Genomic DNA, 21,664 nt, shown 5'->3' with positions numbered 1-21,664 from the left:
CGTGCATCGACGGCGGTCGCGGCGGGCCCGCGGCGACACGCTCCGCGGCGACGACGGCTCAGGGGCCGGGGCGTGCTCCGCCGCACGCGCGCGACCCCGACCGCACCCCGACCGCACCCCGACCGCGCCCCGGACGGCCCACCGCCCAGGGCCCGCGTCGTCGCCCTTGGCCGGGCGCGGTCCGCGGGTCCGGGGCGCGGCTAGTCGTCCGTTACTTCCCCTGGCCGTTCGGGCGCAGGGTCCAGACGACCGTCATCTCGCCCGTCACGGCGCCGTCCTCGCGGGTGATCGCGATGTGGACCGGGAACTCCGGGCGCTCGCCCGCGTCGAGTTCGGCGACGACCTCGACGGCCGGGCGGCCGAGGGTGGCGGTGGCGGTGACGACGCCCATGGCCAGCTTCTTGTAGCCGATCTCGGCGGTGACCGCGAGCGGGACCGCGCGGTTCAGCTGGTCGCCGAAGGCGGCCAGGACGATCGCGCCACTGGCCGACTCGGCCAGGGTGAACATGGCTCCGGCGTGCGGGCCGCCGACGTGGTTGTGGTAGTCGGCCTGGTCCGGCAGGCGGACGACGGCTCGCTCGGGCGTGGTCTCCAGGAACTCGAGGTTCAGGGTCCTGGCCATGGGGACGGTCGCGGCGAGCATCTCGCCGACGGACATCTGGTCTGCGCTCATGGCGGCGATGTTACCCACGGGTAGCAGAGAAGGCCATCCCGCCTGCACCACACCCTCACGGGGGCGGGCGTAGCACGGTTCCGGCCGCACCTCTATGGTTACTGGCCATGTGGCCAGGACAGCAGCCGCCCGGGGGCGAGCAGAACCCGCAGGACCAGAGTCAGAACCCCTATCAGCAGTCGGGGTACCAGCAGCCCAACCCGTACCAACAGCCCGGCTACCAGCAGCAGCCCGGGTACCCGCAGCAGCCGCCGGCCCAGCCGCCCACGCAGCCCGGTTACCCCCAGCAGCCCGCGCAGCCCGGCTCCCAGCAGCCCAACCCGTACCAGCAGCCGACCGTGCCGCAGTACCAGGTCCCGGGCGCGCCCCAGGGCGGACCCGGCGACGGCAAGAAGAAGCAGACGACCCTGATCGCCATCGTCGCCGCGACCGCCGTGGTCGTCACCGCCGGCGTCACCGGGTTCCTGGTCCTCGGCAACGACGACAAGAACACGAAGGCGGGGGGCGACGACCCGAAGCCGACCGTCTCGGCCCCCACCTCCGGCGGCTCGGGTGAGCCGTCCACCTCCCCCTCGCTCGACAACCCGCGTGACGACGCCGCGCTGCAGCCGACCATCCCGGGCTGGAAGGTCGTCCACAACCCGAAGTACGGCACGCTCTTCGACGTACCTGCCGACTGGGAGCTCCTCAAGCCCGGCTCCGTCACGTTCTTCGAGGACGAGAAGAAGGGCGACGGCACTCCGGTCGTCACCATGTCCGCGCCCGTGCGCTACAAGAGCAAGTGGTGCACGCTCGACACGAACAAGGACGGCTCCGAGGAGCACTGGGGTCTGAGCAGCGCCGGCACCAAGGGCGGTCAGGGGGCCAAGGACACCGCCGAGGCGGCGTTCAACGAGGCCGGCAACTGGGTGTGGGCGGGTTACGCCCAGCACATGCCCAAGGGGACCATCAAGATCACCAAGGCGGTGCCGTACACCACCACGTCCGGCCTCGCGGGCCACGTCGCGACGGCGACCGCCCCGGGGATCAAGAAGCGGAACAACTGCGAGTCGGACGGCAAGTCCCTCGCGTTCTCCTTCAAGAACGCCAAGGGCGACTTCTCGTCGTTCGTGCTCTACGGGGCGGACGGCGTGAAGGACGAGCTGGCGGACGCCACGATCCAGAAGATCCTCGCCACGGTGAGGCTGGCCCCGGAAGCGTCCTGACGGGCGGAGCCGAACGGCGCACGGGCGAAGGCGGCAGGAGAACGAGCAGCCGGAGAACGGGCCGCCGGAGAACGAGCGGCCGGACGGCGAGCTGACGGGTAATCCGTTTGGCAGGAGGCGGCGTCGCCGGGGATAGTCCCGGAGTGAGTACTGTCGCCGCCTCCCCCCGCACGCCGCGCTCCCGCCGTCCCGAATGGGCAGGCCGCAACTACATCCTGCTGACCGCCGCCGCGATCGTCACCAACCTGGGCACCCACGGCGCCCTGATCGCGGCGGCGTTCGCGGTGATCCAGACCGGCGGCGACGGCGGAGACGTGGGGCTCGTCGCGGCGGCCAGGACACTGCCGCTCGTCCTCTTCCTCCTCATCGGCGGCGCCGTCGCCGACCGGATACCCCGGCACCGCGTGATGGTCGCCGCCAACGCGCTGAACTGCGTCTCGCAGGGCGCCTTCGCCGTTCTCGTCCTCGCCGGCGAACCGCAGCTGTGGCAGATGATGCTGCTGACCGCGCTGTGCGGAACGGGCCAGGCCTTCTTCAGCCCGGCGGCCGAGGGCATGCTGATGTCGAGCGTCAGCGGCGAGCAGGTCAGCCGGGCCTTCGCGCTCTTCCGGATGGCGATGCACGGTGCCGGCATCGGCGGGGCCGCGCTCGGCGGCGCGATGATCGCCGCCGTCGGCCCCGGCTGGGTCCTCGCCATCGACGCGGCCGCGTTCGCCGTCGCCGGTGCGCTGCGCGCCTTCCTCGACGTCAGCCACATCCGCGAACGCGAGGCGGGCGGCGGACTCCTCGCCGATCTCCGCGAGGGCTGGCAGGAGTTCATCGGGCGGCCCTGGCTGTGGTCGATCGTGGCGCAGTTCTCCATCGTCGTGGCCCTGGTCGGCGCGGCCGAGTCGGTGTACGGACCGCTGGTCGCCCGGGACGAGCTGGGCGGCGCCAGGCCCTGGGGGCTCGCGCTCGCCGCGTTCGGCGTCGGTACGCTCAGCGGCGCGCTGCTGATGATGCGCTGGAAGCCGCGCCGGATGCTGCTGGTCGGCACCCTGGGCGTCTTCCCGATCGCCCTGCCCTCGGCGGCGCTCGCGGTGCCGCTCGACGTGGTCGGGCTCTCGGCGGCCATGTTCGTCAGCGGGGTCGCCATCGAGGTGTTCGGCGTGGCGTGGATGACGACGCTGCACCAGGAGATCCCGGAGGAGAAGCTGTCCCGGGTCGCCGCGTACGACTGGTTCGGATCGACGGCCATGCTCCCGCTGTCCACGGCCCTGGCGGGCCCGGCGGAGAGCGTCTTCGGGCGGAGCCAGGCGCTGTGGGGTTCGGCGGTCCTGATCGTGGTCGTGACGGCGCTGGTGCTGTTCGTCCCGGACGTCAGGAACCTGACGCGCCGCACGAAGCGGATCGCCTCCGGTCCCGCCGCTCCTCTTCCGCCGGAGCAGGCACCCACGGGTGCGGGCACGGACGCGGTCCGCTGACCGTCACCCCACGCTGAACGCCCCGTCCGGCGGTACGGGGGACGGCACGGCATCCGGGTCGCCGACCGGCCGGGCGTCGCCGGTGAAGCGTGTCAGGGTGTCGCCGTACTCCACCCGCGCGGGGAACGCGTCCGCCGCCGCACGCCGGGCCAGTCGGATCGTGTCGATCTCCCGGTCGGAGGCGACGAGGACGGCGTTGCCGAAGCGGCGGCCGCGCAGCACGGCGGGCTCGGCGATCAGGGCCAGTTCGGGGAAGACGGCCGCGAAGGTGGCCAGTTGGGAGCGGAGGAAGGCGAACGGCGCCCCGTCGGCCAGGTTGGCCGCGTAGATCCCGCCCGGCCGCAGCACCCGTCGTGCCTCGCGGGCGTACTCCACGGAGGTCAGGTGCGCGGGGACGCGCGAGCCCCCGAAGACGTCGGCGACGAGCACGTCCGCCGACGCGGCGGGCGCGCTCTCCAGCCAGGCCCGGGCGTCGGCGCCGTGCACGGTCACACCGGAGCCCTCCGGCAGCGGCAGATGCTCGGTGATCAGGTCGAGCAGGCCCCGGTCGGCCTCCACCACGTCCTGGCGGGAGCCGGGGCGGGTGGTCGCGACGTACCGGGGCAGGGTGAGCGCGCCGCCGCCGAGGTGCAGGACGGCGAGCGGTTCGCCCTCGTCGGCGGCGCTGTCGAGGACGTGGGCCAGCCGGCGCGCGTACTCGAACTCCAGGTACGCCGGATCGTCCAGGTCGACGTACGACTGTGGCGCGCCGTCGACCGTGAGCAGCCAGGCCCGCTCGCGGTCGACGTCGGGCATGAGCCGGGCGGTGCCGCCGTCGACGTCCCGGATGACGGGTATCTGCTCGTTCACGCTCTCATTGTGCCCGCGGACCACGGACCGCCTCCGCGTGGGAGGCGGGCACGGGCCCGTCCGGCACGAGCCCGACCGGCACGGGCCCGACGTGCACGAGTGGCGGTGGGCCCGCACTCCATGGATGCGGAGTGCGGGCCCCCGCCCGTACGCGTGCGGTCAGTCCACCGTCGTGACCGTGCCCGCGCCGACAGTGCGGCCGCCCTCGCGGATGGCGAAGCCGAGGCCGGGCTCCAGCGGTACGTCACGTCCGAGCTCGACGGTCAGGGTGACCGTGTCGCCCGGGCGCGCGACGGCCCGCTCGCCCAGGTCGACGTCGCCGACGACGTCCGCGGTCCGGATGTAGAACTGCGGCCGGTAGCCGGTGGAGACGGGGGTGGTGCGACCGCCCTCCTTCGCCGACAGGACGTAGACCTGCGCGGTGAACCGCCGCCGCGGGACCACGCTGCCGGGCGCCGCCACGACGTGCCCGCGGCGGACCGTGTCGCGTGCGACACCGCGCAGCAGCAGGGCCACGTTGTCGCCGGCCTCGGCGGACTCCATGGGCTTGCCGAAGGTCTCCACGCCGGTGACGACCGTCTCCGTCTCCGCGCCGAGCACCTCCACACGGTCGCCGACCCGCACCGTCCCGCGCTCGACCGCGCCGGTGACGACGGTGCCGCGGCCCGTGATGGTGAGCACGTTCTCGACGGACAGCAGGAACGGGGCGTCCACATAGCGCACCGGCATCGGTACGTAGGTGTCCACGGCGTCCAGCAGCGCCTCGATCGAGGCGGTCCAACGTGGGTCCCCCTCCAGGGCCTTGAGCCCGGAGACGCGGACGACGGGGACGGCGTCGCCGCCGTAGCCGTGCGCGGACAGCAGCTCGCGGACCTCCAGCTCGACCAGGTCGGTCAGCTCGTCGTCCCCGGCGTCGGCCTTGTTGAGCGCGACGACGATGTGGTCGACGCCGACCTGGCGGGCGAGCAGGACGTGCTCCGCCGTCTGCGGCATGATCCCGTCGAGCGCGGAGACGACGAGGATCGCCCCGTCGAGCTGGGCGGCGCCCGTGACCATGTTCTTGACGTAGTCGGCGTGACCGGGCATGTCGACATGGGCGTAGTGGCGGGTGTCGGTCTCGTACTCGACGTGCGCGATGTTGATCGTGATGCCGCGCTGCGCCTCCTCGGGCGCGCGGTCGATCCGGTCGAAGGGCACGAACGTGCCCGTCCCGCGCTCGCTGAGAACCTTGGTGATGGCGGCGGTGAGGGTGGTCTTGCCGTGGTCGACGTGGCCCATGGTGCCGATGTTCAGGTGCGGCTTGGTGCGCACGTACGCCGTCTTGGACATGGTTCGCTCGTTCCTTGAGCTCGAAGCGTGTGAGGGGACCCCGGGGCCGGACCGACCCTCCCCCTGCGGGGTCCGCCGGACGATCCGGGGAGGGTCAGCTTCGGGCGCCGTCGAATGCGGCTGCCGTGCCGGGAACGAGGAGATCGGCAGCCTTCGGCGCGGCCGCGACTGCGGGCCGTGCTGCGAGGAAGGCGTACCGGAACATGCCCACGATCATCCCGGGACGGGGGACGGCCGTCGAACGATTTTCTGCCGAGCGGGAGTTCAGAGGTGCTTGAGCGCCTCGCGCACGGAGAGCGGGGCGAGCCTCTCCCGGTTGCCGTCGACGAACGCGCGCACCTCGTCGGGGCCGGTCTTCGCGTACTCGCGCAGGGCCCAGCCGATCGCCTTGCGGAGGAAGAAGTCCGTGTCCGGGGCCCGGCGCAGGCAGTAGGCGAACAGCCGCTCGGTGTCGGTGGCGCCCTTGAACCGGAGTTGGTGGAGCAGCGCGGTGCGCGCGACCCAGAGGTCGTCGTCCTCGATCCACTCGTCCATCCGCGCGGCGAGCCCCGGGTCGGCGGCGACGAGACCTCCGACGACGTGGGCGGCGAGGTGGTCGACGGTGTCCCACCAGGATTCGGTGGTGACGAGATGCCGGGCGACGGGCAGGAAGCCGGAGGAGCAGCTCTTGACGTGGCGGCGCAGGTAGTCGACGCCGAAGTAGTGGTACTCGCGCTCCGGGAGGGCGAAGCAGCGCAGCGCGACGGCCGCGCAGTCCGCCTCGTCGGGGCGCGGGGTGCCCTCCAGGACGGTACGGGACAGGGCGCGCCGCTCGGGGGTGCGGATGCCGAGGAAGGGGGCGACGCCCTTCATGTACGCCACCATCTCCTGGGCCCTGAAGGGGTCGCCGGCAGCGGGATAGATCTCGGTGAGGCGTTCGAGCACCGTGTCGGCGAGGGCGCTGGCGGGGACGGCGGGCGGCGCGGACGTCATACGGCTCACAGTACGGCGGATGACGGACATTACGGCGATCACATGGGTGGTTCGGTTACTCTCCCCGGATGCTCGACCCCGTCACCCGGCCGCCGGGCTCCCTCGCTCTGCGCTGCTCCCGGGCTCTGCTCTCGCCCTGGTCGCGGCTGTCCCTGCTCGCGGCGCTCCTCGTCGGCGCGGCGACGACCGTGGTCCTGTACGAGCCACAGCGGCTGCTCGCGGCCGGCTGGCCGCCGCAGGCGAGCGGTGCGGGCGCGGTGGTGCTGTTCGGTCTGGCGTACGGCGTGTGCACCGCCGCGTTCGTGCCGAGGCCGATCCTGAACCTGGCGGCGGGCGCGCTGTTCGGTACGCAGGCGGGGCTGGCGGCCGCGGTGGCCGGGACGGTCCTCGGGGCGGGCATCTCGTTCACGCTGGGGCGGCTGCTGGGGCAGGGCGCGCTGCGGCCGCTGTTGCGGGGGCGCTGGCTGACGGCCGCGGACGGGCAGTTGAGCCGGCACGGCTTCCGCTCGATGCTGGCGATCCGGCTCTTCCCCGGGGTGCCGTTCGCGGCGGCCAACTACTGCGCGTCCGTCTCGCGCATGGGGTACGCGCCGTTCCTGCTGGCCACCGGCCTCGGATCGATCCCGAACACGGCGGCGTACGTGGTGGCGGGCAGCCAGGCCGGGTCGCCGACGTCGCCCGCGTTCCTCGTCTCGATGGGCTTCATCGTCGTGTCCGGCCTGGGCGCGGCGGCCGTGGCGTGGCGCAAGCGCCACGGCCTGCGGGCCCGGGCGGGGGCGGCAGCCGACCAGGCCCCCGCCGCCCCCGCACCGGCGCGCCCTCTGGAACCGGCGGGATCCCCGAAGGCCGGCTGACCCGGAGGGCGCCCTGCCTCAGAGCGCCTCGACGATCATCGCGTTCGCCAGGCCGCCCGCCTCACACATGGCCTGGAGGCCGTACCGCGCGCCCCGCGCGCGCAGGGCGTGGACCAGGGTGGTCGTCAGGCGGGTGCCGCTCGCGCCGAGCGGGTGGCCGAGCGCGATGGCGCCGCCGTGGACGTTGACCTTGGCCGGGTCCGCTCCGGTCTCCTGCTGCCAGGCGAGCACGACGCTGGCGAACGCCTCGTTGATCTCGAAGAGATCGATCTCGTCCAGGCCGAGTCCGGCCCGGCGCAGCACCTTCTCCGTGGCGGGGATGACGCCGGTGAGCATGAGCAGCGGGTCGGAACCGGTCACCGCGAAGCTGTGCAGCCGGGCGAGCGGCCGCAGGCCGAGCCGCTCGGCGGTCTCGGCGGCCATGACGAGCACGGCCGAGGCTCCGTCGTTGGTGGGGCTGCTGTTGCCGGCCGTCACCGACCAGTCGATCTGCGGGAAGCGCTCGGCGAATCCCGGGTCCTCGAAGGCGGGCCGGAGTCCGGCGAGGATCTCGGGCGTCGTCGTGGGCCGCACGGACTCGTCGCGCCGGACCTCTCCGTAGGGAACGACCTCCGCGTCGAAGAGCCCGGCCTCCCAGCTCCGCGCGGCCTTGGCGTGCGAGGCGGCGGCGAACTCGTCCATCGCCTCCCGCCCGATCGACCACTTCGCGGCGATCAGCTCCGCGCTGATGCCCTGCGGCACGAGGCCCTCGGGGTACCGCGCGGCGACACCCGGTCCGAAGGGGTCGGCGCCGGGCGGCACGTTCGACCACATCGGTACCCGGCTCATCGACTCGACCCCGCAGGCGACGGCGATGTCGTACGCCCCCGAGAGCACGCCCTGGGCCGCGAAGTGCACCGCCTGCTGGGAGGAGCCGCACTGCCGGTCGACGGTGGTGGCGGGCACGGACTCGGGGAATCCGGCGCCGAGCCAGGCGTACCGGGTGGTGTTCATGGCCTGTTCGCCGACCTGGTCGACCGTTCCGCCGATGACGTCGTCGACGAGCGCGGGGTCGATGCCGCTGCGGTCGATCAGCGCCTTGAGGGTGTGGGAGAGCAGGGCGACGGGGTGGACCTGGGAGAGGGCGCCGGTGGCCTTCCCCCTGCCCATGGGCGTACGGACTGCTTCGACGATGACGGCGTCGCGCATGATGACGGCTCCTCGCTCACCTGATGAGTTGGAAAACTGGACCTACACCTGCCAGTAACATAGCCCAGTCGGTTTGATTTTCAAACCGTCCCGTGTCCGCTCCCTTAGGCTGGGCGCATGAAGGCCGCCCCCCGCCCCTGCTCGATCGCCGACACCCTCGCCCTCGTCGGTGAGAAGTACGCGCTGCTGGTGATGCGCGAGATCTCGCTCGGCGTTCACCGCTTCGACCGCATCGCGCGGAACACCGGCGCCCCGCGCGACATCCTCACCGCGCGCCTCAAGCGGCTCGTGGAGGCGGGGATCGTGGAGAAGGTGCCGTACAGCGAGCGCCCGGCGCGCTTCGAGTACCGCGCCACCCTCGCCGGGAAGGAGCTGCAGCCCGTCCTGCTGACGCTGATGGCCTGGGGCGACCGGCATCTGAACGGCGACGACCGCCCGGTGCTCCTGGAACACAGCTGCGGCGAGGTGCTCAGCCCGCGCGTCGTCTGCGCCTGCTGCGGCGGCGAGGCGGACCCCGCCAGCCTGACCCACCATGTGCGGTCACCCGGCTGGACGACGAAGGGCCCTGTGGAGACCTGAGATCAAGGGCTTCACCCAGGGACGGTACGCTGCGCAACGACCGGCGGCCGATCTCCGATCCGACCGCCTCTTCTGACCGCACGAGCACATTCGGGACGGCCCTAGCCCCATGAGTTGGTTCGAATCATTCATCCTCGGACTCGTCCAGGGGCTGACGGAGTTCCTTCCCATCTCCTCCAGCGCGCACCTCCGCCTCACCGCCGCGTTCGCCGGCTGGGAGGACCCGGGAGCGGCCTTCACCGCGATCACGCAGATCGGTACGGAGACCGCGGTCCTGATCTACTTCCGCAAGGACATCGCCCGGATCGTCTCGGCGTGGTTCCGCTCGCTCCGCGACAAGTCGATGCGCGGCGACCACGACGCGCAGATGGGCTGGCTGGTCATCGTCGGCTCGATCCCGATCGGCGTGCTCGGTGTGACGCTGAAGGACCACATCGAGGGCCCGTTCCGCGATCTGCGGCTGATCGCCACGACCCTCATCGTGATGGGCATCGTCCTCGGGGTCGCGGACCGGCTGGCCGCCCGCGACGAGGCCGGCGGCCGGCACCGCGCGGCCCGCGAGCGCAAGACGCTCAAGGACCTCGGCGTGCGCGACGGCCTGATCTACGGCATCTGCCAGGCGATGGCCCTGATCCCCGGTGTCTCCCGTTCGGGCGCGACGATCTCCGGCGGTCTGCTGATGGGCTACACCCGCGAGGCGGCGGCCCGCTACTCGTTCCTGCTCGCCATCCCCGCCGTACTGGCCTCGGGCGTCTTCGAGCTGAAGGACGCCACCGAGGGCGGCCATGTGTCCTGGGGCCCGACGATCTTCGCGACGATCATCGCGTTCGCCGTCGGTTACGCCGTCATCGCCTGGTTCATGAAGTTCATCACGACCAAGAGCTTCATGCCGTTCGTGATCTACCGGATCGCACTGGGCATCCTGCTCTTCATCCTGGTCGGCACGGACACCCTGAGCCCGCACGCGGGCGAGTCCGGCAGCTGACCCGGCCAGGCCCCGGCCGACTCCGGCAGGCGCCGCCCGACTGCGCCGGGGCCGACCCCGCCGGGCGATCTTCGGGTGCGCGTCGCACCCTGGAACCATGGCCTGGCAACCCCCCATCGTCGTGCACCGCCCGTCCCCCGACGGCGGGCGGCGCGTCACCGTCCGCGGCCAGATCGTGGGCCTGGCGCACAACGACACCGACCTCGTCGAGTTCCTGCGCCGAGCGGGGCTCGAGGACGCCGACATGATCCTCGACGACCCCCACCTGGTGGAGTGGCGCGGCGGCCGCCCGCACCGGTGGGAGGCGGCCTGAGGCCGGCTCCCCGGCCCGTCAGGCCTCGGGGTCGTACGGCACCCGGGCGATCTCGCGGACGCCGCCGAGGGTCCCCCACTCGTTCCGGCCGAGCCGGGTCAGCGGGCGCATCAGCGTGATCTCGGGGTGACCGTCCACCATCACGGACTCGTCCACCGCCGCGTGCACCACCCGCCCGAAGACGACGGTCGAGTCCCCGATCCGCAGCGTGCTGTGCAGTTCGCACTCCAGCGCGACCGGCGAGGACGCCACCCGGGGCGGCTTGACCCGCAGACTCGGCTCGCGCTCCACCCCGCAGGCGTCGAACTCGCTCACGCCGCGCGGGAAGTCCGTCGCCGTGGCGTTGATCTGCTCGAAGAGCGGCTCGGGGGACAGGTTCACGACGAACGCGCCCGTGTCCTCGATGTTCCGCAGCGAGTCCTTGCGGCCCACCGAGGTGAACTGCACCACCGGCGGCGTGACCGAGGAGATCGTGAAGAAGGAGTGCGGTGCGAGATTGTCGGTCCCGTCGGCCGACGTCGTGGAGATCCAGGCGATGGGCCGGGGCACGACGGTGGCGGTGAGCAGCCGGTAGAAACTGTTCCGGTCACTGCGGTCGGGATCGAAGTCGATACGCATGCCGAGAAGTATGACCGGTATCCGACCACGCCTCCGACGCACGGCTCTTGGCGCCCCGCCTCCGCTGCCCGACACTGAAGCGATGACGCAGCGCGTGGACCTCGCGACCGTGATGGACCGGATGGCCATCGACGACCTCGTCACCGGGTACGCGGTGGCCGTGGACGACTCCGACTGGGCGGGCTACCGGGCGCTGTTCACCCGCGACGGCCGGGCCGACTACCGCGGCTCCGGCGGTGTCGAGGGCCCCGCGACCGAGGTCGCCGACTGGCTCGCGGAGACGATGCGGCTCTTCCCGGTGCGCCAGCACCTCATCGTGAACCGCCGGGTCCGGATCCAGGACCTCGGCGGCTACCCGGGCGACAGCGCGGACGTCCGCGCCGACTACGTGAACCCGATGCGCTTCGAGTCGGGTGAGGACTTCGTCTGCGGCGGCCGCTACACGTTCACGCTGACCAGGACGGACGCCGGCTGGCGGCTGCGCTCCGTGGTCGTCGAGGAGAAGTGGCGCCGCCTCTGACGGCCGTACGGCCGTAGGGGTCGTCCGGTCGTGGCGCCCGTGGGGCCGCGGCGGTCGTACGGCGCACACTGGAGGCGACACCTGGAGGCGACGCCGCATGCGGAATCCGTTCGGCCGTCGCGACAGCGAGGGCGCGCCCGGCAGCGACACGAACACCGGCACGGGCACGGGCTCCGGGGCGGACACCGCCACGGGTTCCGGGGCAGGCGCGGGAACCGGCACGGGCTCCGGGGCGAACACCGGAACCGGCACGGGCTCCAGGACGGACACGGGAAACGGCCCCGGCACGGGCTCCGGGGCGGACACCGGAACCGGCCCCGGCGCGGGCGCCCGTGCCGACCGTGACACCGGCGCCCGCACCGGTCCGCGCCCGGTGCCCGTGACGTCGCACCGCGCCGCCCGCGCCGTGCTCGCGGTCGTCGCCGGCGCCCTGCCCGCGCTGGCGTTCCCGGAGGCCGGGCTGTGGTGGCTCGCCTATGTCGCGCTCGTTCCCTGGCTGCTGCTGCTCCGCACCGCGCCCACCGCGCGCCGGGCGGCGCTCGAGGGCTGGCTGGGCGGCGTCGGGTTCGTGCTCGCCGTGCACCAGTGGCTGATGCCGAGCCTGCACGTGTTCATCCTCGTCATCGCCGCGCTGCTCGGTCTCCTGTGGCTGCCGTGGGGGTGGCTCGTCCGCGCGATGCTCGGAGACGGTCCTTCCGGCCTGCGCGCGGCCGCCGCGATCCTCGTCGTCCCCTCCGGCTGGCTGCTCATCGAACTCGCCCGGTCCTGGGAGGGCTTGGGCGGGCCCTGGGGGCTCCTCGGCGCCAGTCAGTGGCAGATCGCCCCGGCGCTCCGCCTCGCCTCGGTCGGCGGCGTCTGGCTGGTCTCGCTGCTCGTGGTGGCGGTCAACACCGCTGTGGCTCTGCTCGTGGTGTCGACGGCTGCCGTTCGACTGACGGGCCTGGTCGGCCTCGTGGTGTGCGCCCTCACCGTGGGCGTGGTCTGGTGGGGCGTCGCACCACCACGCGAGCAGGGCACGGCGCGGATCGCCGTCGTCCAGCCGGGGGTGTACGACGGGGTGGCCGGGGCCGAGCAGAGGTTCGCCCGGGGTGAGGCACTCACCCGGGAGCTCGTCGGCCAGGACCTCGACCTGGTCGTCTGGGGCGAGAGCAGCGTCGGCGCGGACCTGACCGCGCGCACCGACCTCGCGGCCCGGCTGTCCGCCCTGTCGCGTGCCGTCGACGCCCCGATCCTGGTCAATGTGGACGCCCGCCGCTCCGACCGGCCGGGCATCTTCAAGAGCAGTGTCCTGATAGGGCCGCAGGGGCCGACGGGCGACCGGTACGACAAGATGCGGCTCGTACCGTTCGGCGAGTACATCCCGGCGCGCCCGGTGCTCGGCTGGGTGACCTCGGTCGGCAAGGCGGCGGGCGAGGACCGGCGGCGCGGGACGGAACCGGTGGTGATGACCCTGCCGCCCGAGGACGGTCGGCCGCCGCTGCGGATCGGCCCGCTGGTCTGCTTCGAGTCGGCGTTCCCCGACATGAGCCGCCGGCTGACCCGCGACGGCGCCGACGTGCTCGTCGCCCAGTCGGCGACGTCGACCTTCCAGAACAGCTGGGCGCCCGCCCAGCACGCCTCGCTGGCGGCGCTGCGCGCGGCGGAGTCCGGGCGGCCGATGGTGCACGCGACGCTGACCGGTGTCAGTGCCGTGTACGCCCCGGACGGCGGCCGGGTCGGCGCCCCCCTGGGCACCGACCGGAGCGCGGCCGCCGTCTACGACGTACCGCTCGCGCGGGGGACGACGGGCTACGTCCGGTACGGCGACTGGGTGTTGTACGGCGCTCTCAGCGTCCTGGCCGCGCTCTGCGCCGCCGAGGGCATGGGCGCCCTCAGGAGGCCTGCATCAGAGCTTCGCGCACCACGCGCTCGCACAGCTCGTGGGTCGCGAGGGCGTCGCGAGCGCTGAGCGTCGTGCCGTCCCGTACCGCGTCGAGGAAGGCCAGCACGGCCTGCTCGATACCGCGCTGACGGGCCACCGGCACCCAGTCGCCGCGCCGGCGGGTCGTCGGCTGCCCCTTGTGGTCGACGATGTCCGCGAGGTTGAGGACCTGACGCTTGGTGTCCTGGCCCGAGACCTCCAGGATCTCCTCGGTGGAGCCGTTCATCCGGTTCATCATGCCGATGGCGGTGAATCCGTCGCCGGAGAGCTGGAGCACGACGTGGTGCATGAGCCCGTCCCTGATCCGGGCGCGTACGTCGGTGTGCTCGACGTCTCCCGGCAGCAGGAAGCGCAGGGTGTCGACGACGTGGATGAAGTCGTCGAGGACGAGGGTGCGCGGGTCCTCGGGCATGCCGACGCGGTTCTTCTGCATGAGGATCAGCTCGCGCGGGTGGTCCAGGCACTGCGCGTAGCCGGGGGCGAGCCTGCGGTTGAAGCCGACGGCCAGGCTCACCCGGCGCGCCTCGGCGAGCTCCACGAGCCGTTCGGAGTCGGCGTATTCGTACGCCAGCGGCTTGTCGACGTACGTCGGTACGCCCGCCTGCAGGAGCCGGGCGGTGATCTCGGGGTGCGCGTCCGTCGGCGCGTGCACGAACGCCGCGTCGAGCCCCGCGGCGAGCAGCGAGTCGAGGTCGCCGTGACGCTGGTCGCCGGGCACGCGGTGGATCTCGGCGACTCGGTCCAGGGTGGTCTTCGTCCGTGTCTGGAGGTGGAGTTCGACCCCGGGGAGGGCGGCGAGGACGGGGAGATATGCCTTCTGAGCGATGTCGCCGAGTCCGATGCAGCCGACCTTCACGGGGTCTCCCTAGCGCTTGTTGGGGTGCTCTCTTCGACGGCGTACGGCCCGCCGTTCGCGCTGGTCAGCTTACGCGGGCACGCTCGTCGGCGAGCGGGGGCCGCCAGTCGGCGATGCCGTCGAAGCCGCGCAGCACGAGCCCGGGGCCGAACCGCGAGACTGCGGCGATGAGCGCGTTGCGCAGGGCGACGGCGGGTGGGGCGGTCAGCAGGGTCAGCCGGCCGGTGCGGGCGGCCTTGCGGACGATCGCGGTGGTGCGCGGCAGCCGGTCGGCGGTGTACGCGGCGAGGGCGCGGCTCGGCGGAGTTCCCCGGGCGACGTGGTGGGCGAGGACGATCGCGTCCTCGATGGCCTGGTTGCCGCCCTGGCCGAGGGTGGGCTGCATGGCGTGGGCGGCGTCGCCGAGCAGGGCGACACGGCCCCGGTGGAAGGCGGGCAGGGGGTCGATCAGGTGGTGGACGTCGTTCCGCAGCACGCCGGCCGGGTCGACGGCGGCGAGGATCCCGGGAACCGGGTGGTGCCAGTCCCCGAAGAGGCGGAGGAGTTCGGCCCTCTCGTCGTCGGGGGCGTGGGCACCTTCCGGGGCGGCGGCCATCGCGTAGGCGTAGATCCGGCCGTCCTTGAGGGGCTGGGTGCCCCAGAGGCGGCCGGCGCCCCAGGTCTCGTGCGGGGCGAAGGGCCGGTCGGGGGCGGGGACGACCACGCGCCACGTGGTGAAGCCGGAGTAGGCGGGGCCGGGGTGGCCGGGGAAGAGGGCGCGGCGGAGCGTGGAGTGGATGCCGTCGGCGCCGACGACCAGCTCGGCCTCGATCTCTTCGCCGGCGTCCCCGTCGGCGGTCCTGACGACGGCGGGCCGTCCTTCGTCGCCGGGGTCGACGAGGGACGCGGCGGCTCCGGTCCGTACGACCCCTTCGGGAAGGGCGGAGGTGAGGATCTCGACGAGGGTGGCGCGGTGCAGCAGGACGAGCGGGCCGCCGAAGCGCTCGGCGGCGGCCTTGGCGCTGGTACGGGCGAGCCAGCGGCCGTCGGGGGCGCGCATGCCGCCGTCGCCCTGCCAGGCGGAGAGCTCGCGGACGCGGTCGCCGAGGCCGATGACGTCCAGCGCGCGCTGGGAGTTGGGGGCGAGGCCGATGCCGGCCCCCACGGGCGTCAGGGCGGCGGCGCGCTCCAGGACGGTGACGTTCCAGCCGGCCTGGTGCAGGGCGACGGCGACGGTGAGTCCGCCGATGCCGGCTCCGACGACGACGGCACGGTGCTGATCCATGACTCTCCTCCTGGCAACTACAGGTGTAGTGACAGGTTCGACGGTACTACAGCCGTAGTCGCACCGGGAGTAGGTTGTCCCCATGACCGCCCGCACCCCCGCCTCCTCCGCCTCCCGCACCACACGCGTCGGGGACGCCGCGCTCGAACTGCTCGTCGAGCGCGGGATGCGCGGACTCACCCATCGCGCCGTGGACGAGCGCGCCGGCCTCCCCCAGGGGTCGACCTCCAACCACGCCCGCACCCGTCAGGCGCTCCTGGAGACAGCGGTACGGCGACAGGTCGAACTGGAGGCCGCCGTGCTCGCCCCGCACGAGATGCCGGACCCCGGCCGCGGGCTCGACGCGCTCGTCGACGCGCTGGCGCTGGCCCTGCACCGGTACCTCACCGACCACCGGGCGCTGCTCGTCTCGCGCTACGAACTCGCCCTGGAGGCCACCCGCCGCCCGGAGCTGCGCTCCTTCTTCGACGCGGCGGGGTCGGCGGCGTTCCACGGGCCGCTGGTCGCGATGATGGCCGGGGCCGGCTCCCCGGCCCCCGAACGGCACGCCCTCTCGCTGATCGCCTGGTGCGAGGGGCTGATGTTCTCCTGCGCCGCCGGGTCCTTCCACTCCGCCGTGCCCGGCCGCGCGGAACTGCGGACCGGGTTCGAGGAGTTGCTGCGGGGCATGCTCGGGCGCTGAGGGCCTCCGGTCCGGCCGGAGGAGCGGGGTCGGTCATCCAGAGAGCCGACGTCACCCGTGCGGGGCATTCCCCGCCGGTAGGGGCGCGAAGATCACCGTCCGGCCGGGAGAGTTGCGCGGGTGCATGCAACGAGAACCACAGCGAGGTTCCTGGTCGGGGCGGCGGTCGCCGCACTCACCGGCTGCGTCTCGGTCGATCCGCCGCCCGCCGCGCCTCCGCCACCCCCGGAGGTGAGCAGCCCCGCCCCTCGCGTGGAGGTCGCTCCGCAGATCGTCGAGGGTCCGGCCCGCGAGGCCCTGGAGGCCGCGCTCCCCGCTCCCCCGCCCGCGTCCCCCCGGGCGGCGCAGAGGAAGCCGAGCGAGTCGAGGGAGCAGACCGGGACCGGCGTACGACAGGGCGCGGGCACCTCACAGCGGCAGTCGTCCGCGCCGCGGGAACAGAGACGGAGCAAGCCGCCCCGGCCGCCCCAGGTGCCCGAGCTGCCCCGCTCACGGGCCGATGTGTGCCGGCTCGGCGCGCAGTACGGGGGCTGGCATCCGGACAGTGTGCAGTCGAAGGTCTGCAAGGACGCGTACGCGCGCTGAGACGGGATGCCGCGGCGCGGGAAAGCCGGGTACGGGCAGTACGGGGCACGCGCGGAAGCACCGCTACCGTGAGCGGAGCCGTACCTCCAGGCGGTCGATCGCGGCGCGGACGCCGTTGCCGTACCCGTCGTCGTCCAGCGCGTCGGAGGCCGCGCGGGCCCGGTCCAGATGGACCCGCGCCGCGTCGGGCTGCTGGAGCTTGAGGTAGTCGGCGGCCAGGTTCAGATGGAGCGAGGGGTACAGGGCCCGGAGAGCGGCCGTCGCGTCGTGCGCGGCCAGCCGCTCCTCGCTCAGCCCCTCGGCCGCCAGCAGTGCCCGCAGATCCCAGGCGAGCTCGGCGTCCGGGTCGTCCTGCGCGTCCGCCATGTAGTGCGCGAGCGTGCAGCGGTGCAGCGGGTCGCCGTCCGGGCCGATCTGCGCCCACAGCTCCACGAACCGGTTGCGGGCCTCCTCCCGGTCCCCGCCGTGGAGCAGCATCGTCGCCTGCCCGATCCGGGTCATGACGCCGTCGTCCGACGCCTGCTGCTCCTCGGTCACTGCGGCCTCCACACGCTCTCCGTCCAGGGGCTCCGACGCTAACCGTCACGGCCCCCGATCCGGCACAGGCTCGGGTGGCACCCCGAGCCTGTCAGCCGGGCGGGCTCAACGCCCTCAGCCGAGGTTCGGGATCCGCCAGTCGATCGGCTCGTGGCCCTGGGCCGCGATCGCCGCGTCGATCTGCGTGAAGGGACGGGATCCGAAGAACTTCTTCGCCGACAGCGGCGAGGGGTGCGCACCCTTCACGACGACATGACGCTCCTCGTCGATGAGCGGGAGCTTCTTCTGCGCGTAGTTCCCCCAGAGCACGAAGACCGCCGGGTCCGGGCGGGAGGCCACCGCGCCGATCACCGCGTCCGTGAACTTCTCCCAGCCCTGGCTCTTGTGCGAGTTCGCCTCGCCGGCGCGGACGGTGAGGACCGCGTTGAGCAGCAGGACGCCCTGCTCCGCCCACGGCATCAGATAGCCGTTGTCGGGCACGGGGTGGCCGAGCTCCTCCTGCATCTCCTTGTAGATGTTCCGGAGGGAGGGCGGCGTCTTGACACCGGGACGGACCGAGAAGCAGAGGCCGTGCCCCTGCCCCTCGCCGTGGTACGGGTCCTGGCCGAGGACCAGGACCTTCACCTTGTCGTACGGAGTCGCCGCCAGGGCGGCGAACACCTCGTCCCGAGGGGGGTAGACCGGCCCCTTGGCCCGCTCCTCCTCGACGAACTCGGTCAGCTGCTTGAAGTACGGCTTCTGCAGCTCTTCGCCGAGGACGCCGCGCCAGGACTCGGGCAGCATGTCGGTGTCGGTCACGTCAACAACCTCCGGTAGGCGATCTCTTGTACGTCCAAGAACCTACCGGGGGCCACTGACAACGGTTCCGCTCGGGCCGCCTACCAGCTGGTCCGGCGGTTGAGCTCCCACATCTGCATGACGGTCTGCGGGTCCAGCGCCCGCTCGGCGCCGCCGATGTCCTCGCTCGCCGCGATGTAGAGCTTGCCCTGCCACAGCGGGAGGAGACGCACGTCCTCCACCATGATCTCCTGGGCCTTGCGGAACTCGGACACGACCGCCCCGCGGTCGCTCTCGCGCCGCGACTTCGGGAGGATCTCGTCCGTGATCTCGGGGCTCAGGTACGGCGTGCCCAGCGCGTTCTGCTTGCCGACGAACGGGGCGATGAAGTTGTCCGCGTCCGGGAAGTCGGGGAACCAGCCTCGGCCGAAGACCGGGTACTGCCCCTTCTGGTAGCCGGCGGCGAACTCCTTCCACGGCTTGCTGCGCAGGGTCACCTCGAAGAGCCCGGAGGCGTCCAGCTGCCGCTTGAGCTCGGCGAACTCCAGCGCCGTGCCCGAGCCGTACCGGTCGGTGGTGAACCAGAAGGTCAGCGCGACGGGCTTCTTGATCCCGGCCTCGCGCAGGATGTCGCGCGCCTTGGGGACGCTGGGCTCGCCGAAGCGGTCGAAGAACTCGGTGGTGTGGCCGACGATGCCCTTGGGGACCATGGAGTACAGCGGCTCCGCGGTGCCCTTGTACGCCTTGGCGACCAGCTCCTCACGGTCGACGAGCTGGGCGATCGCCTTGCGGACGGGCTCCTTGGCGACCGAGGGGTCCTGGGCGTTGAAGACGAGGTAGCGGATGTCGGCGCCGGTGGACTCCACGAGCTGGAGCTCCTTGTTGGCGTCGCTGTCCTGCAGGTCGACGACCTCCTCGGCGGTGAGGCCTCGGTAGGTGGCGTCGATCTCCTTCTTCTTCAGCGCCTGAACCATCGGCTCGGACTCCGCGAAGTACCGGATGGTCACGCCGTCGTTCTTGCGGTCCGCGAACCCCTTGTAGGAGGGATTCTTGGTCAGCTCCGCCTTGTCGCCCTCGGTGTACGAGTCGAGGACGTACGGCCCCGAGCCGGTGAGGCCGCCGTCCTCGCGGAGCTTGTCGGCGGGGTACTCGGCCGGGTCCACCAGGGACATGGCGGGAGTGGCGAGGACGAAGGGGAAGGTCGCGTCGGGCTTGTTCAGCTTGAAGACGACCGTACGGGCGTCCACGGTCTCGATCTTGTCGAGCGAGCCGAGCATCCCGTTCGGGCCGCCCTCGACGTCGATCTTCCGGATGCGCTCGATCGAGTGCTGGACCGCCTTCGCGTCCAGTTTGTTCCCGTTCGAGAAGGTGAGGCCGTCCTCGAGCTTGCACTCGAACACCCGGCTGGCGGTGTCGGTGAACTTGCAGTCCGCGGCATCGGACTGCGGGGAGGTGCTGCCGGTCGGGAAGCTCACCAGCGTCTGGAAGACATTTCGGAACAGTTCCCAGGAATTGTCCCAGGCTGCTGCCGGATCAAGCGTGGTGGGAGAACTCGTCGTGCCGACGACGAGTCTCTGCTCCCCGGCGGAGGCATTGTCAGAAAACAGGCTGCATCCGGACACCAGGGATATGGACGCAAGGGCTGCAGCGGCCTGCAGACTGGTCCGGTTGAACACGTGCACGCTCCTCGTTCAGCCATGGGTCGGCCGACCATACCGCAGCGCCCCGCCAGGTCAATGTTCGACCCTGGCGGGGCACTTGTTGCATTCAACGATTAACCGGGGTCAAACCGGTCAGGAATTCAAGAAAGTGTCCGGATAGCGGTCACTCGACGCCGGAGTTGAGGAAAAGCCCTCCGTCGACCACCAGCGTCTGGCCGGTGATCCAGTCCGACTGCGCGGAGGTGAGGAAGGCGGCAGCCCCGCCGATGTCCTCCGGGACCCCCAGCCGGCCGAGCGGGTACGCGGCGGCGGCCTCCGCCTCCCGGCCCTCGTAGAGCGCCTGGGCGAACTTGGTCTTCACGACGGCGGGGGCGATCGCGTTGACGCGGACCACCGGCGCGAATTCATGGGCCAGCTGAAGGGTCAGATTGACCATGGCCGCCTTGCTCATCCCGTACGCCCCGATGAAGGGCGAAGCGGAGATACCGGCGATCGAGGCGATGTTCACGATCGCGCCGCCGTGATCCTTCTGCCAGGCGCGCCAGGTCAGCTGGGCGAATCCGAGCGCCGAGATCACATTCGTCTCGTAGACCTTACGTGCGACATTCAGGTCGAGTTCGGCGATCGGGCCGAAAACCGGGTTGGTTCCGGCATTGTTCACCAGGAAGTCGACCCGGCCGAAGGCCTCCATGGTCGCCTCGACGGCAGCCGCCTGGTGCGCCTCGTCGTGGGCCTTGCCGGGCACGGCGATGACCCGGTCGGAGCCGAGACGCTCCACGGCCTCCTTGAGGGCCTCCTCGCCCCGTCCTGTGATGCAGACCCGGTCGCCGCGGGCGACCAGCGCCTCGGCGACGCCGTAGCCGATACCTCGGCTGGCTCCGGTGACCAGAGCGACCTTGCCGGAGAGCTCGGGCAGTTCCTTCGTGCTCATCTGTGTCTCCTCTTCCCGCTCGGGCGTCAGTTGAGCGGGCCGCCGGCCACGTACAGGACCTGGCCGGAGACGAAGCCGGCGTCGTCGCCCGTGAAGAAGGCGATGGCGTTGGCGATGTCCTCCGGCTTGCCGACCCGCGCCACCGGGATCATGGAGGCGGCCGCGGCCTGGAAGTCCTCGAAGCCCATGCCGACGCGCTCGGCGGTCTGCGCGGTCATCTCGGTGACGATGAAGCCCGGGGCGACGGCGTTGGCGGTGATGCCGAACTTGCCGAGCTCCTTGGCGAGGGTCTTGGTGAAGCCCTGGAGGCCGGCCTTGACCGCCGAGTAGTTCGCCTGGCCGCGGTTGCCGAGCGCGGACGACGAGGAGAGCGAGACGATACGGCCGAAGCCCGCGTCCACCATGTGCTTCTGGCAGGCCTTGGCCATCAGGAACGCGCCCTTGAGGTGGACGTTCATGACCATGTCCCAGTCGGCCTCGGACATCTTGAAGAGCAGGTTGTCGCGGAGCACGCCCGCGTTGTTGACGAGGATCGTCGGCGCGCCGAGCTCGGTGGCCACGCGCGCGACGGCGGCCTCGACCTGGGCGCTGTCGGAGACGTCGCAGCCGACGGCGATGGCGGTGCCACCGGCGGCCGTGATCTTCTCGACGGTGTCCTTGCAGGCCGCCTCGTCGAGGTCGAGTACGGCGACGGCACGGCCCTCGGCGGCCAGCCGTACGGCGGTCGCGGCGCCAATGCCCCGCGCCGCGCCGGTGACGACGGCTACGCGCTGCTCGGTGGTCGACATGCTGGTTCTCCTCGCCCTTGGATCATCCATGGATGCGGCTCACACGGTGCGTCCCACACATGAGCGACCGCTTAGTACCTTCCGCAGACGAGACGCTAGAAGCCCTGGCACCCG

General features: G+C 72.1%; 23 protein-coding genes. 10 read left to right on the top strand and 13 right to left on the bottom strand.

Translation table 11 applies throughout. From position 1 onward, the window contains the following. Nucleotides 1-211: 211 nt before the first annotated feature. A complete protein-coding gene (locus tag ACFVGW_RS20210; RefSeq protein WP_383226830.1) occupies nt 212-673 on the bottom strand; it encodes a DUF4442 domain-containing protein in 462 nt (153 codons plus the stop codon). 107 nt (nt 674-780) lie between these two features. On the opposite strand from ACFVGW_RS20210, the gene ACFVGW_RS20205 reads away from it, so the two are divergent. Both ACFVGW_RS20205 and ACFVGW_RS20200 read left to right on the top strand, forming a co-directional pair. Further along, nucleotides 781-1,878 (top strand): hypothetical protein, encoded by a 1,098-nt coding sequence (locus tag ACFVGW_RS20205; protein WP_385852942.1) that lies wholly within the window; start codon nt 781-783, stop codon nt 1,876-1,878. Nucleotides 1,879-2,021: 143 nt separating this feature from the next. Beyond that, complete coding sequence (locus ACFVGW_RS20200) at nt 2,022-3,341, top strand: MFS transporter (RefSeq protein WP_385852941.1); 1,320 nt, start codon at nt 2,022-2,024, stop codon at nt 3,339-3,341. 3 nt (nt 3,342-3,344) lie between these two features. Here ACFVGW_RS20200 and ACFVGW_RS20195 read toward each other — a convergent pair whose 3' ends face one another. The 3 genes from ACFVGW_RS20195 to ACFVGW_RS20185 form a co-directional block, all read right to left on the bottom strand. Continuing rightward, nucleotides 3,345-4,190 carry a spermidine synthase gene (locus ACFVGW_RS20195; RefSeq protein ID WP_385852940.1) on the bottom strand — a complete coding sequence of 282 codons (846 nt, stop codon included), beginning with the start codon at nt 4,188-4,190 and terminating at the stop codon, nt 3,345-3,347. A 159-nt stretch (nt 4,191-4,349) separates the two neighbouring features. After that, complete coding sequence (gene tuf, locus ACFVGW_RS20190) at nt 4,350-5,519, bottom strand: elongation factor Tu (RefSeq protein WP_383226822.1); 1,170 nt, start codon at nt 5,517-5,519, stop codon at nt 4,350-4,352. 264 nt (nt 5,520-5,783) lie between these two features. Continuing rightward, nucleotides 5,784-6,491: a DNA alkylation repair protein gene (locus tag ACFVGW_RS20185; RefSeq protein ID WP_385852939.1), complete on the bottom strand. Its 708-nt coding sequence runs from the start codon at nt 6,489-6,491 to the stop codon at nt 5,784-5,786. A gap of 68 nt (nt 6,492-6,559) precedes the next feature. On the opposite strand from ACFVGW_RS20185, the gene ACFVGW_RS20180 reads away from it, so the two are divergent. Continuing rightward, the gene (locus ACFVGW_RS20180; RefSeq protein WP_385852938.1) at nt 6,560-7,345 is read left to right on the top strand and encodes a TVP38/TMEM64 family protein; all 786 of its coding nucleotides are present in this window, start codon (nt 6,560-6,562) and stop codon (nt 7,343-7,345) included. 18 nt (nt 7,346-7,363) lie between these two features. Here the strand turns inward: ACFVGW_RS20180 and ACFVGW_RS20175 are convergent, their stop codons facing one another. Beyond that, nucleotides 7,364-8,533 carry a thiolase family protein gene (locus ACFVGW_RS20175; protein WP_385852937.1) on the bottom strand — a complete coding sequence of 390 codons (1,170 nt, stop codon included), beginning with the start codon at nt 8,531-8,533 and terminating at the stop codon, nt 7,364-7,366. Between the two features lie 117 nt (nt 8,534-8,650). Between ACFVGW_RS20175 and ACFVGW_RS20170 the strand changes: the two genes are divergently transcribed. From ACFVGW_RS20170 to ACFVGW_RS20160, 3 genes are all read left to right on the top strand, one after another. Beyond that, nucleotides 8,651-9,112 carry a winged helix-turn-helix transcriptional regulator gene (locus tag ACFVGW_RS20170; protein WP_385852936.1) on the top strand — a complete coding sequence of 154 codons (462 nt, stop codon included), beginning with the start codon at nt 8,651-8,653 and terminating at the stop codon, nt 9,110-9,112. A gap of 109 nt (nt 9,113-9,221) precedes the next feature. Further along, entirely contained in the window at nt 9,222-10,097 is an 876-nt protein-coding gene (locus ACFVGW_RS20165; protein ID WP_385852935.1) for an undecaprenyl-diphosphate phosphatase, read from the top strand. 97 nt (nt 10,098-10,194) lie between these two features. Then, nucleotides 10,195-10,410, top strand: a complete 216-nt coding sequence (locus ACFVGW_RS20160; protein ID WP_260227218.1) for a hypothetical protein — start codon at nt 10,195-10,197, stop codon at nt 10,408-10,410. Nucleotides 10,411-10,428: 18 nt separating this feature from the next. Here ACFVGW_RS20160 and ACFVGW_RS20155 read toward each other — a convergent pair whose 3' ends face one another. Next, nucleotides 10,429-11,028: a flavin reductase family protein gene (locus tag ACFVGW_RS20155; protein ID WP_383226813.1), complete on the bottom strand. Its 600-nt coding sequence runs from the start codon at nt 11,026-11,028 to the stop codon at nt 10,429-10,431. 82 nt (nt 11,029-11,110) lie between these two features. On the opposite strand from ACFVGW_RS20155, the gene ACFVGW_RS20150 reads away from it, so the two are divergent. After that, nucleotides 11,111-11,548 (top strand): nuclear transport factor 2 family protein, encoded by a 438-nt coding sequence (locus tag ACFVGW_RS20150; RefSeq protein WP_385852934.1) that lies wholly within the window; start codon nt 11,111-11,113, stop codon nt 11,546-11,548. Nucleotides 11,549-11,645: 97 nt separating this feature from the next. After that, nucleotides 11,646-13,496, top strand: coding sequence for an apolipoprotein N-acyltransferase (gene lnt / locus ACFVGW_RS20145; RefSeq protein WP_385852933.1), 1,851 nt, complete (start codon nt 11,646-11,648; stop codon nt 13,494-13,496). On the opposite strand, the gene ACFVGW_RS20140 is transcribed toward lnt, so the two are convergent. Next, entirely contained in the window at nt 13,420-14,325 is a 906-nt protein-coding gene (locus tag ACFVGW_RS20140; RefSeq protein WP_385852932.1) for a Gfo/Idh/MocA family protein, read from the bottom strand. The genes lnt and ACFVGW_RS20140 overlap by 77 nt on opposite strands. 64 nt (nt 14,326-14,389) lie before the next feature. Beyond that, the gene (locus tag ACFVGW_RS20135; protein WP_385852931.1) at nt 14,390-15,589 is read right to left on the bottom strand and encodes an FAD-dependent monooxygenase; all 1,200 of its coding nucleotides are present in this window, start codon (nt 15,587-15,589) and stop codon (nt 14,390-14,392) included. An 82-nt stretch (nt 15,590-15,671) separates the two neighbouring features. Between ACFVGW_RS20135 and ACFVGW_RS20130 the strand changes: the two genes are divergently transcribed. Then, nucleotides 15,672-16,271, top strand: a complete 600-nt coding sequence (locus ACFVGW_RS20130) for a TetR/AcrR family transcriptional regulator (RefSeq protein ID WP_385852930.1) — start codon at nt 15,672-15,674, stop codon at nt 16,269-16,271. Between the two features lie 120 nt (nt 16,272-16,391). Beyond that, the gene (locus ACFVGW_RS20125; RefSeq protein ID WP_385852929.1) at nt 16,392-16,856 is read left to right on the top strand and encodes a hypothetical protein; all 465 of its coding nucleotides are present in this window, start codon (nt 16,392-16,394) and stop codon (nt 16,854-16,856) included. A gap of 63 nt (nt 16,857-16,919) precedes the next feature. Here the strand turns inward: ACFVGW_RS20125 and ACFVGW_RS20120 are convergent, their stop codons facing one another. From ACFVGW_RS20120 to fabG, 5 genes are all read right to left on the bottom strand, one after another. Next, nucleotides 16,920-17,393, bottom strand: coding sequence for a hypothetical protein (locus ACFVGW_RS20120; protein ID WP_352189535.1), 474 nt, complete (start codon nt 17,391-17,393; stop codon nt 16,920-16,922). A gap of 114 nt (nt 17,394-17,507) precedes the next feature. Beyond that, entirely contained in the window at nt 17,508-18,176 is a 669-nt protein-coding gene (gene ung / locus ACFVGW_RS20115) for a uracil-DNA glycosylase (protein ID WP_352189536.1), read from the bottom strand. 95 nt (nt 18,177-18,271) lie between these two features. After that, nucleotides 18,272-19,846: an ABC transporter substrate-binding protein gene (locus ACFVGW_RS20110; protein ID WP_383291553.1), complete on the bottom strand. Its 1,575-nt coding sequence runs from the start codon at nt 19,844-19,846 to the stop codon at nt 18,272-18,274. A 148-nt stretch (nt 19,847-19,994) separates the two neighbouring features. Further along, nucleotides 19,995-20,762: an SDR family oxidoreductase gene (locus tag ACFVGW_RS20105; protein ID WP_361678071.1), complete on the bottom strand. Its 768-nt coding sequence runs from the start codon at nt 20,760-20,762 to the stop codon at nt 19,995-19,997. A 26-nt stretch (nt 20,763-20,788) separates the two neighbouring features. Beyond that, nucleotides 20,789-21,550 carry a 3-oxoacyl-ACP reductase FabG gene (gene fabG / locus ACFVGW_RS20100; protein ID WP_352189502.1) on the bottom strand — a complete coding sequence of 254 codons (762 nt, stop codon included), beginning with the start codon at nt 21,548-21,550 and terminating at the stop codon, nt 20,789-20,791. Nucleotides 21,551-21,664: the final 114 nt, after the last annotated feature.

Origin of the sequence: Streptomyces sp. NPDC127129 (assembly GCF_042671585.1) — a bacterium.
GTDB lineage: Bacteria > Actinomycetota > Actinomycetes > Streptomycetales > Streptomycetaceae > Streptomyces.
The sequence above is the reverse complement of the archived record's forward strand: the minus strand, read 5'-3'. Positions and strand labels throughout refer to the sequence as shown.

Coding starts and splice junctions, on each gene's coding strand:
- ACFVGW_RS20175 (WP_385852937.1), bottom strand. CDS start 8,533: ATGCGCGACGCCGTCATCGTCGAAGCAGTCCGTACGCCCATGGGCAGG.
- ACFVGW_RS20180 (WP_385852938.1), top strand. CDS start 6,560: ATGCTCGACCCCGTCACCCGGCCGCCGGGCTCCCTCGCTCTGCGCTGC.
- ACFVGW_RS20165 (WP_385852935.1), top strand. CDS start 9,222: ATGAGTTGGTTCGAATCATTCATCCTCGGACTCGTCCAGGGGCTGACG.
- fabG (WP_352189502.1), bottom strand. CDS start 21,550: ATGTCGACCACCGAGCAGCGCGTAGCCGTCGTCACCGGCGCGGCGCGG.
- tuf (WP_383226822.1), bottom strand. CDS start 5,519: ATGTCCAAGACGGCGTACGTGCGCACCAAGCCGCACCTGAACATCGGC.
- ACFVGW_RS20205 (WP_385852942.1), top strand. CDS start 781: ATGTGGCCAGGACAGCAGCCGCCCGGGGGCGAGCAGAACCCGCAGGAC.
- ACFVGW_RS20160 (WP_260227218.1), top strand. CDS start 10,195: ATGGCCTGGCAACCCCCCATCGTCGTGCACCGCCCGTCCCCCGACGGC.
- ACFVGW_RS20135 (WP_385852931.1), bottom strand. CDS start 15,589: ATGGATCAGCACCGTGCCGTCGTCGTCGGAGCCGGCATCGGCGGACTC.
- ung (WP_352189536.1), bottom strand. CDS start 18,176: ATGCTGCCCGAGTCCTGGCGCGGCGTCCTCGGCGAAGAGCTGCAGAAG.
- ACFVGW_RS20170 (WP_385852936.1), top strand. CDS start 8,651: ATGAAGGCCGCCCCCCGCCCCTGCTCGATCGCCGACACCCTCGCCCTC.
- ACFVGW_RS20105 (WP_361678071.1), bottom strand. CDS start 20,762: ATGAGCACGAAGGAACTGCCCGAGCTCTCCGGCAAGGTCGCTCTGGTC.
- ACFVGW_RS20210 (WP_383226830.1), bottom strand. CDS start 673: ATGAGCGCAGACCAGATGTCCGTCGGCGAGATGCTCGCCGCGACCGTC.
- ACFVGW_RS20155 (WP_383226813.1), bottom strand. CDS start 11,028: ATGCGTATCGACTTCGATCCCGACCGCAGTGACCGGAACAGTTTCTAC.
- ACFVGW_RS20150 (WP_385852934.1), top strand. CDS start 11,111: ATGACGCAGCGCGTGGACCTCGCGACCGTGATGGACCGGATGGCCATC.
- lnt (WP_385852933.1), top strand. CDS start 11,646: ATGCGGAATCCGTTCGGCCGTCGCGACAGCGAGGGCGCGCCCGGCAGC.
- ACFVGW_RS20130 (WP_385852930.1), top strand. CDS start 15,672: ATGACCGCCCGCACCCCCGCCTCCTCCGCCTCCCGCACCACACGCGTC.
- ACFVGW_RS20185 (WP_385852939.1), bottom strand. CDS start 6,491: ATGACGTCCGCGCCGCCCGCCGTCCCCGCCAGCGCCCTCGCCGACACG.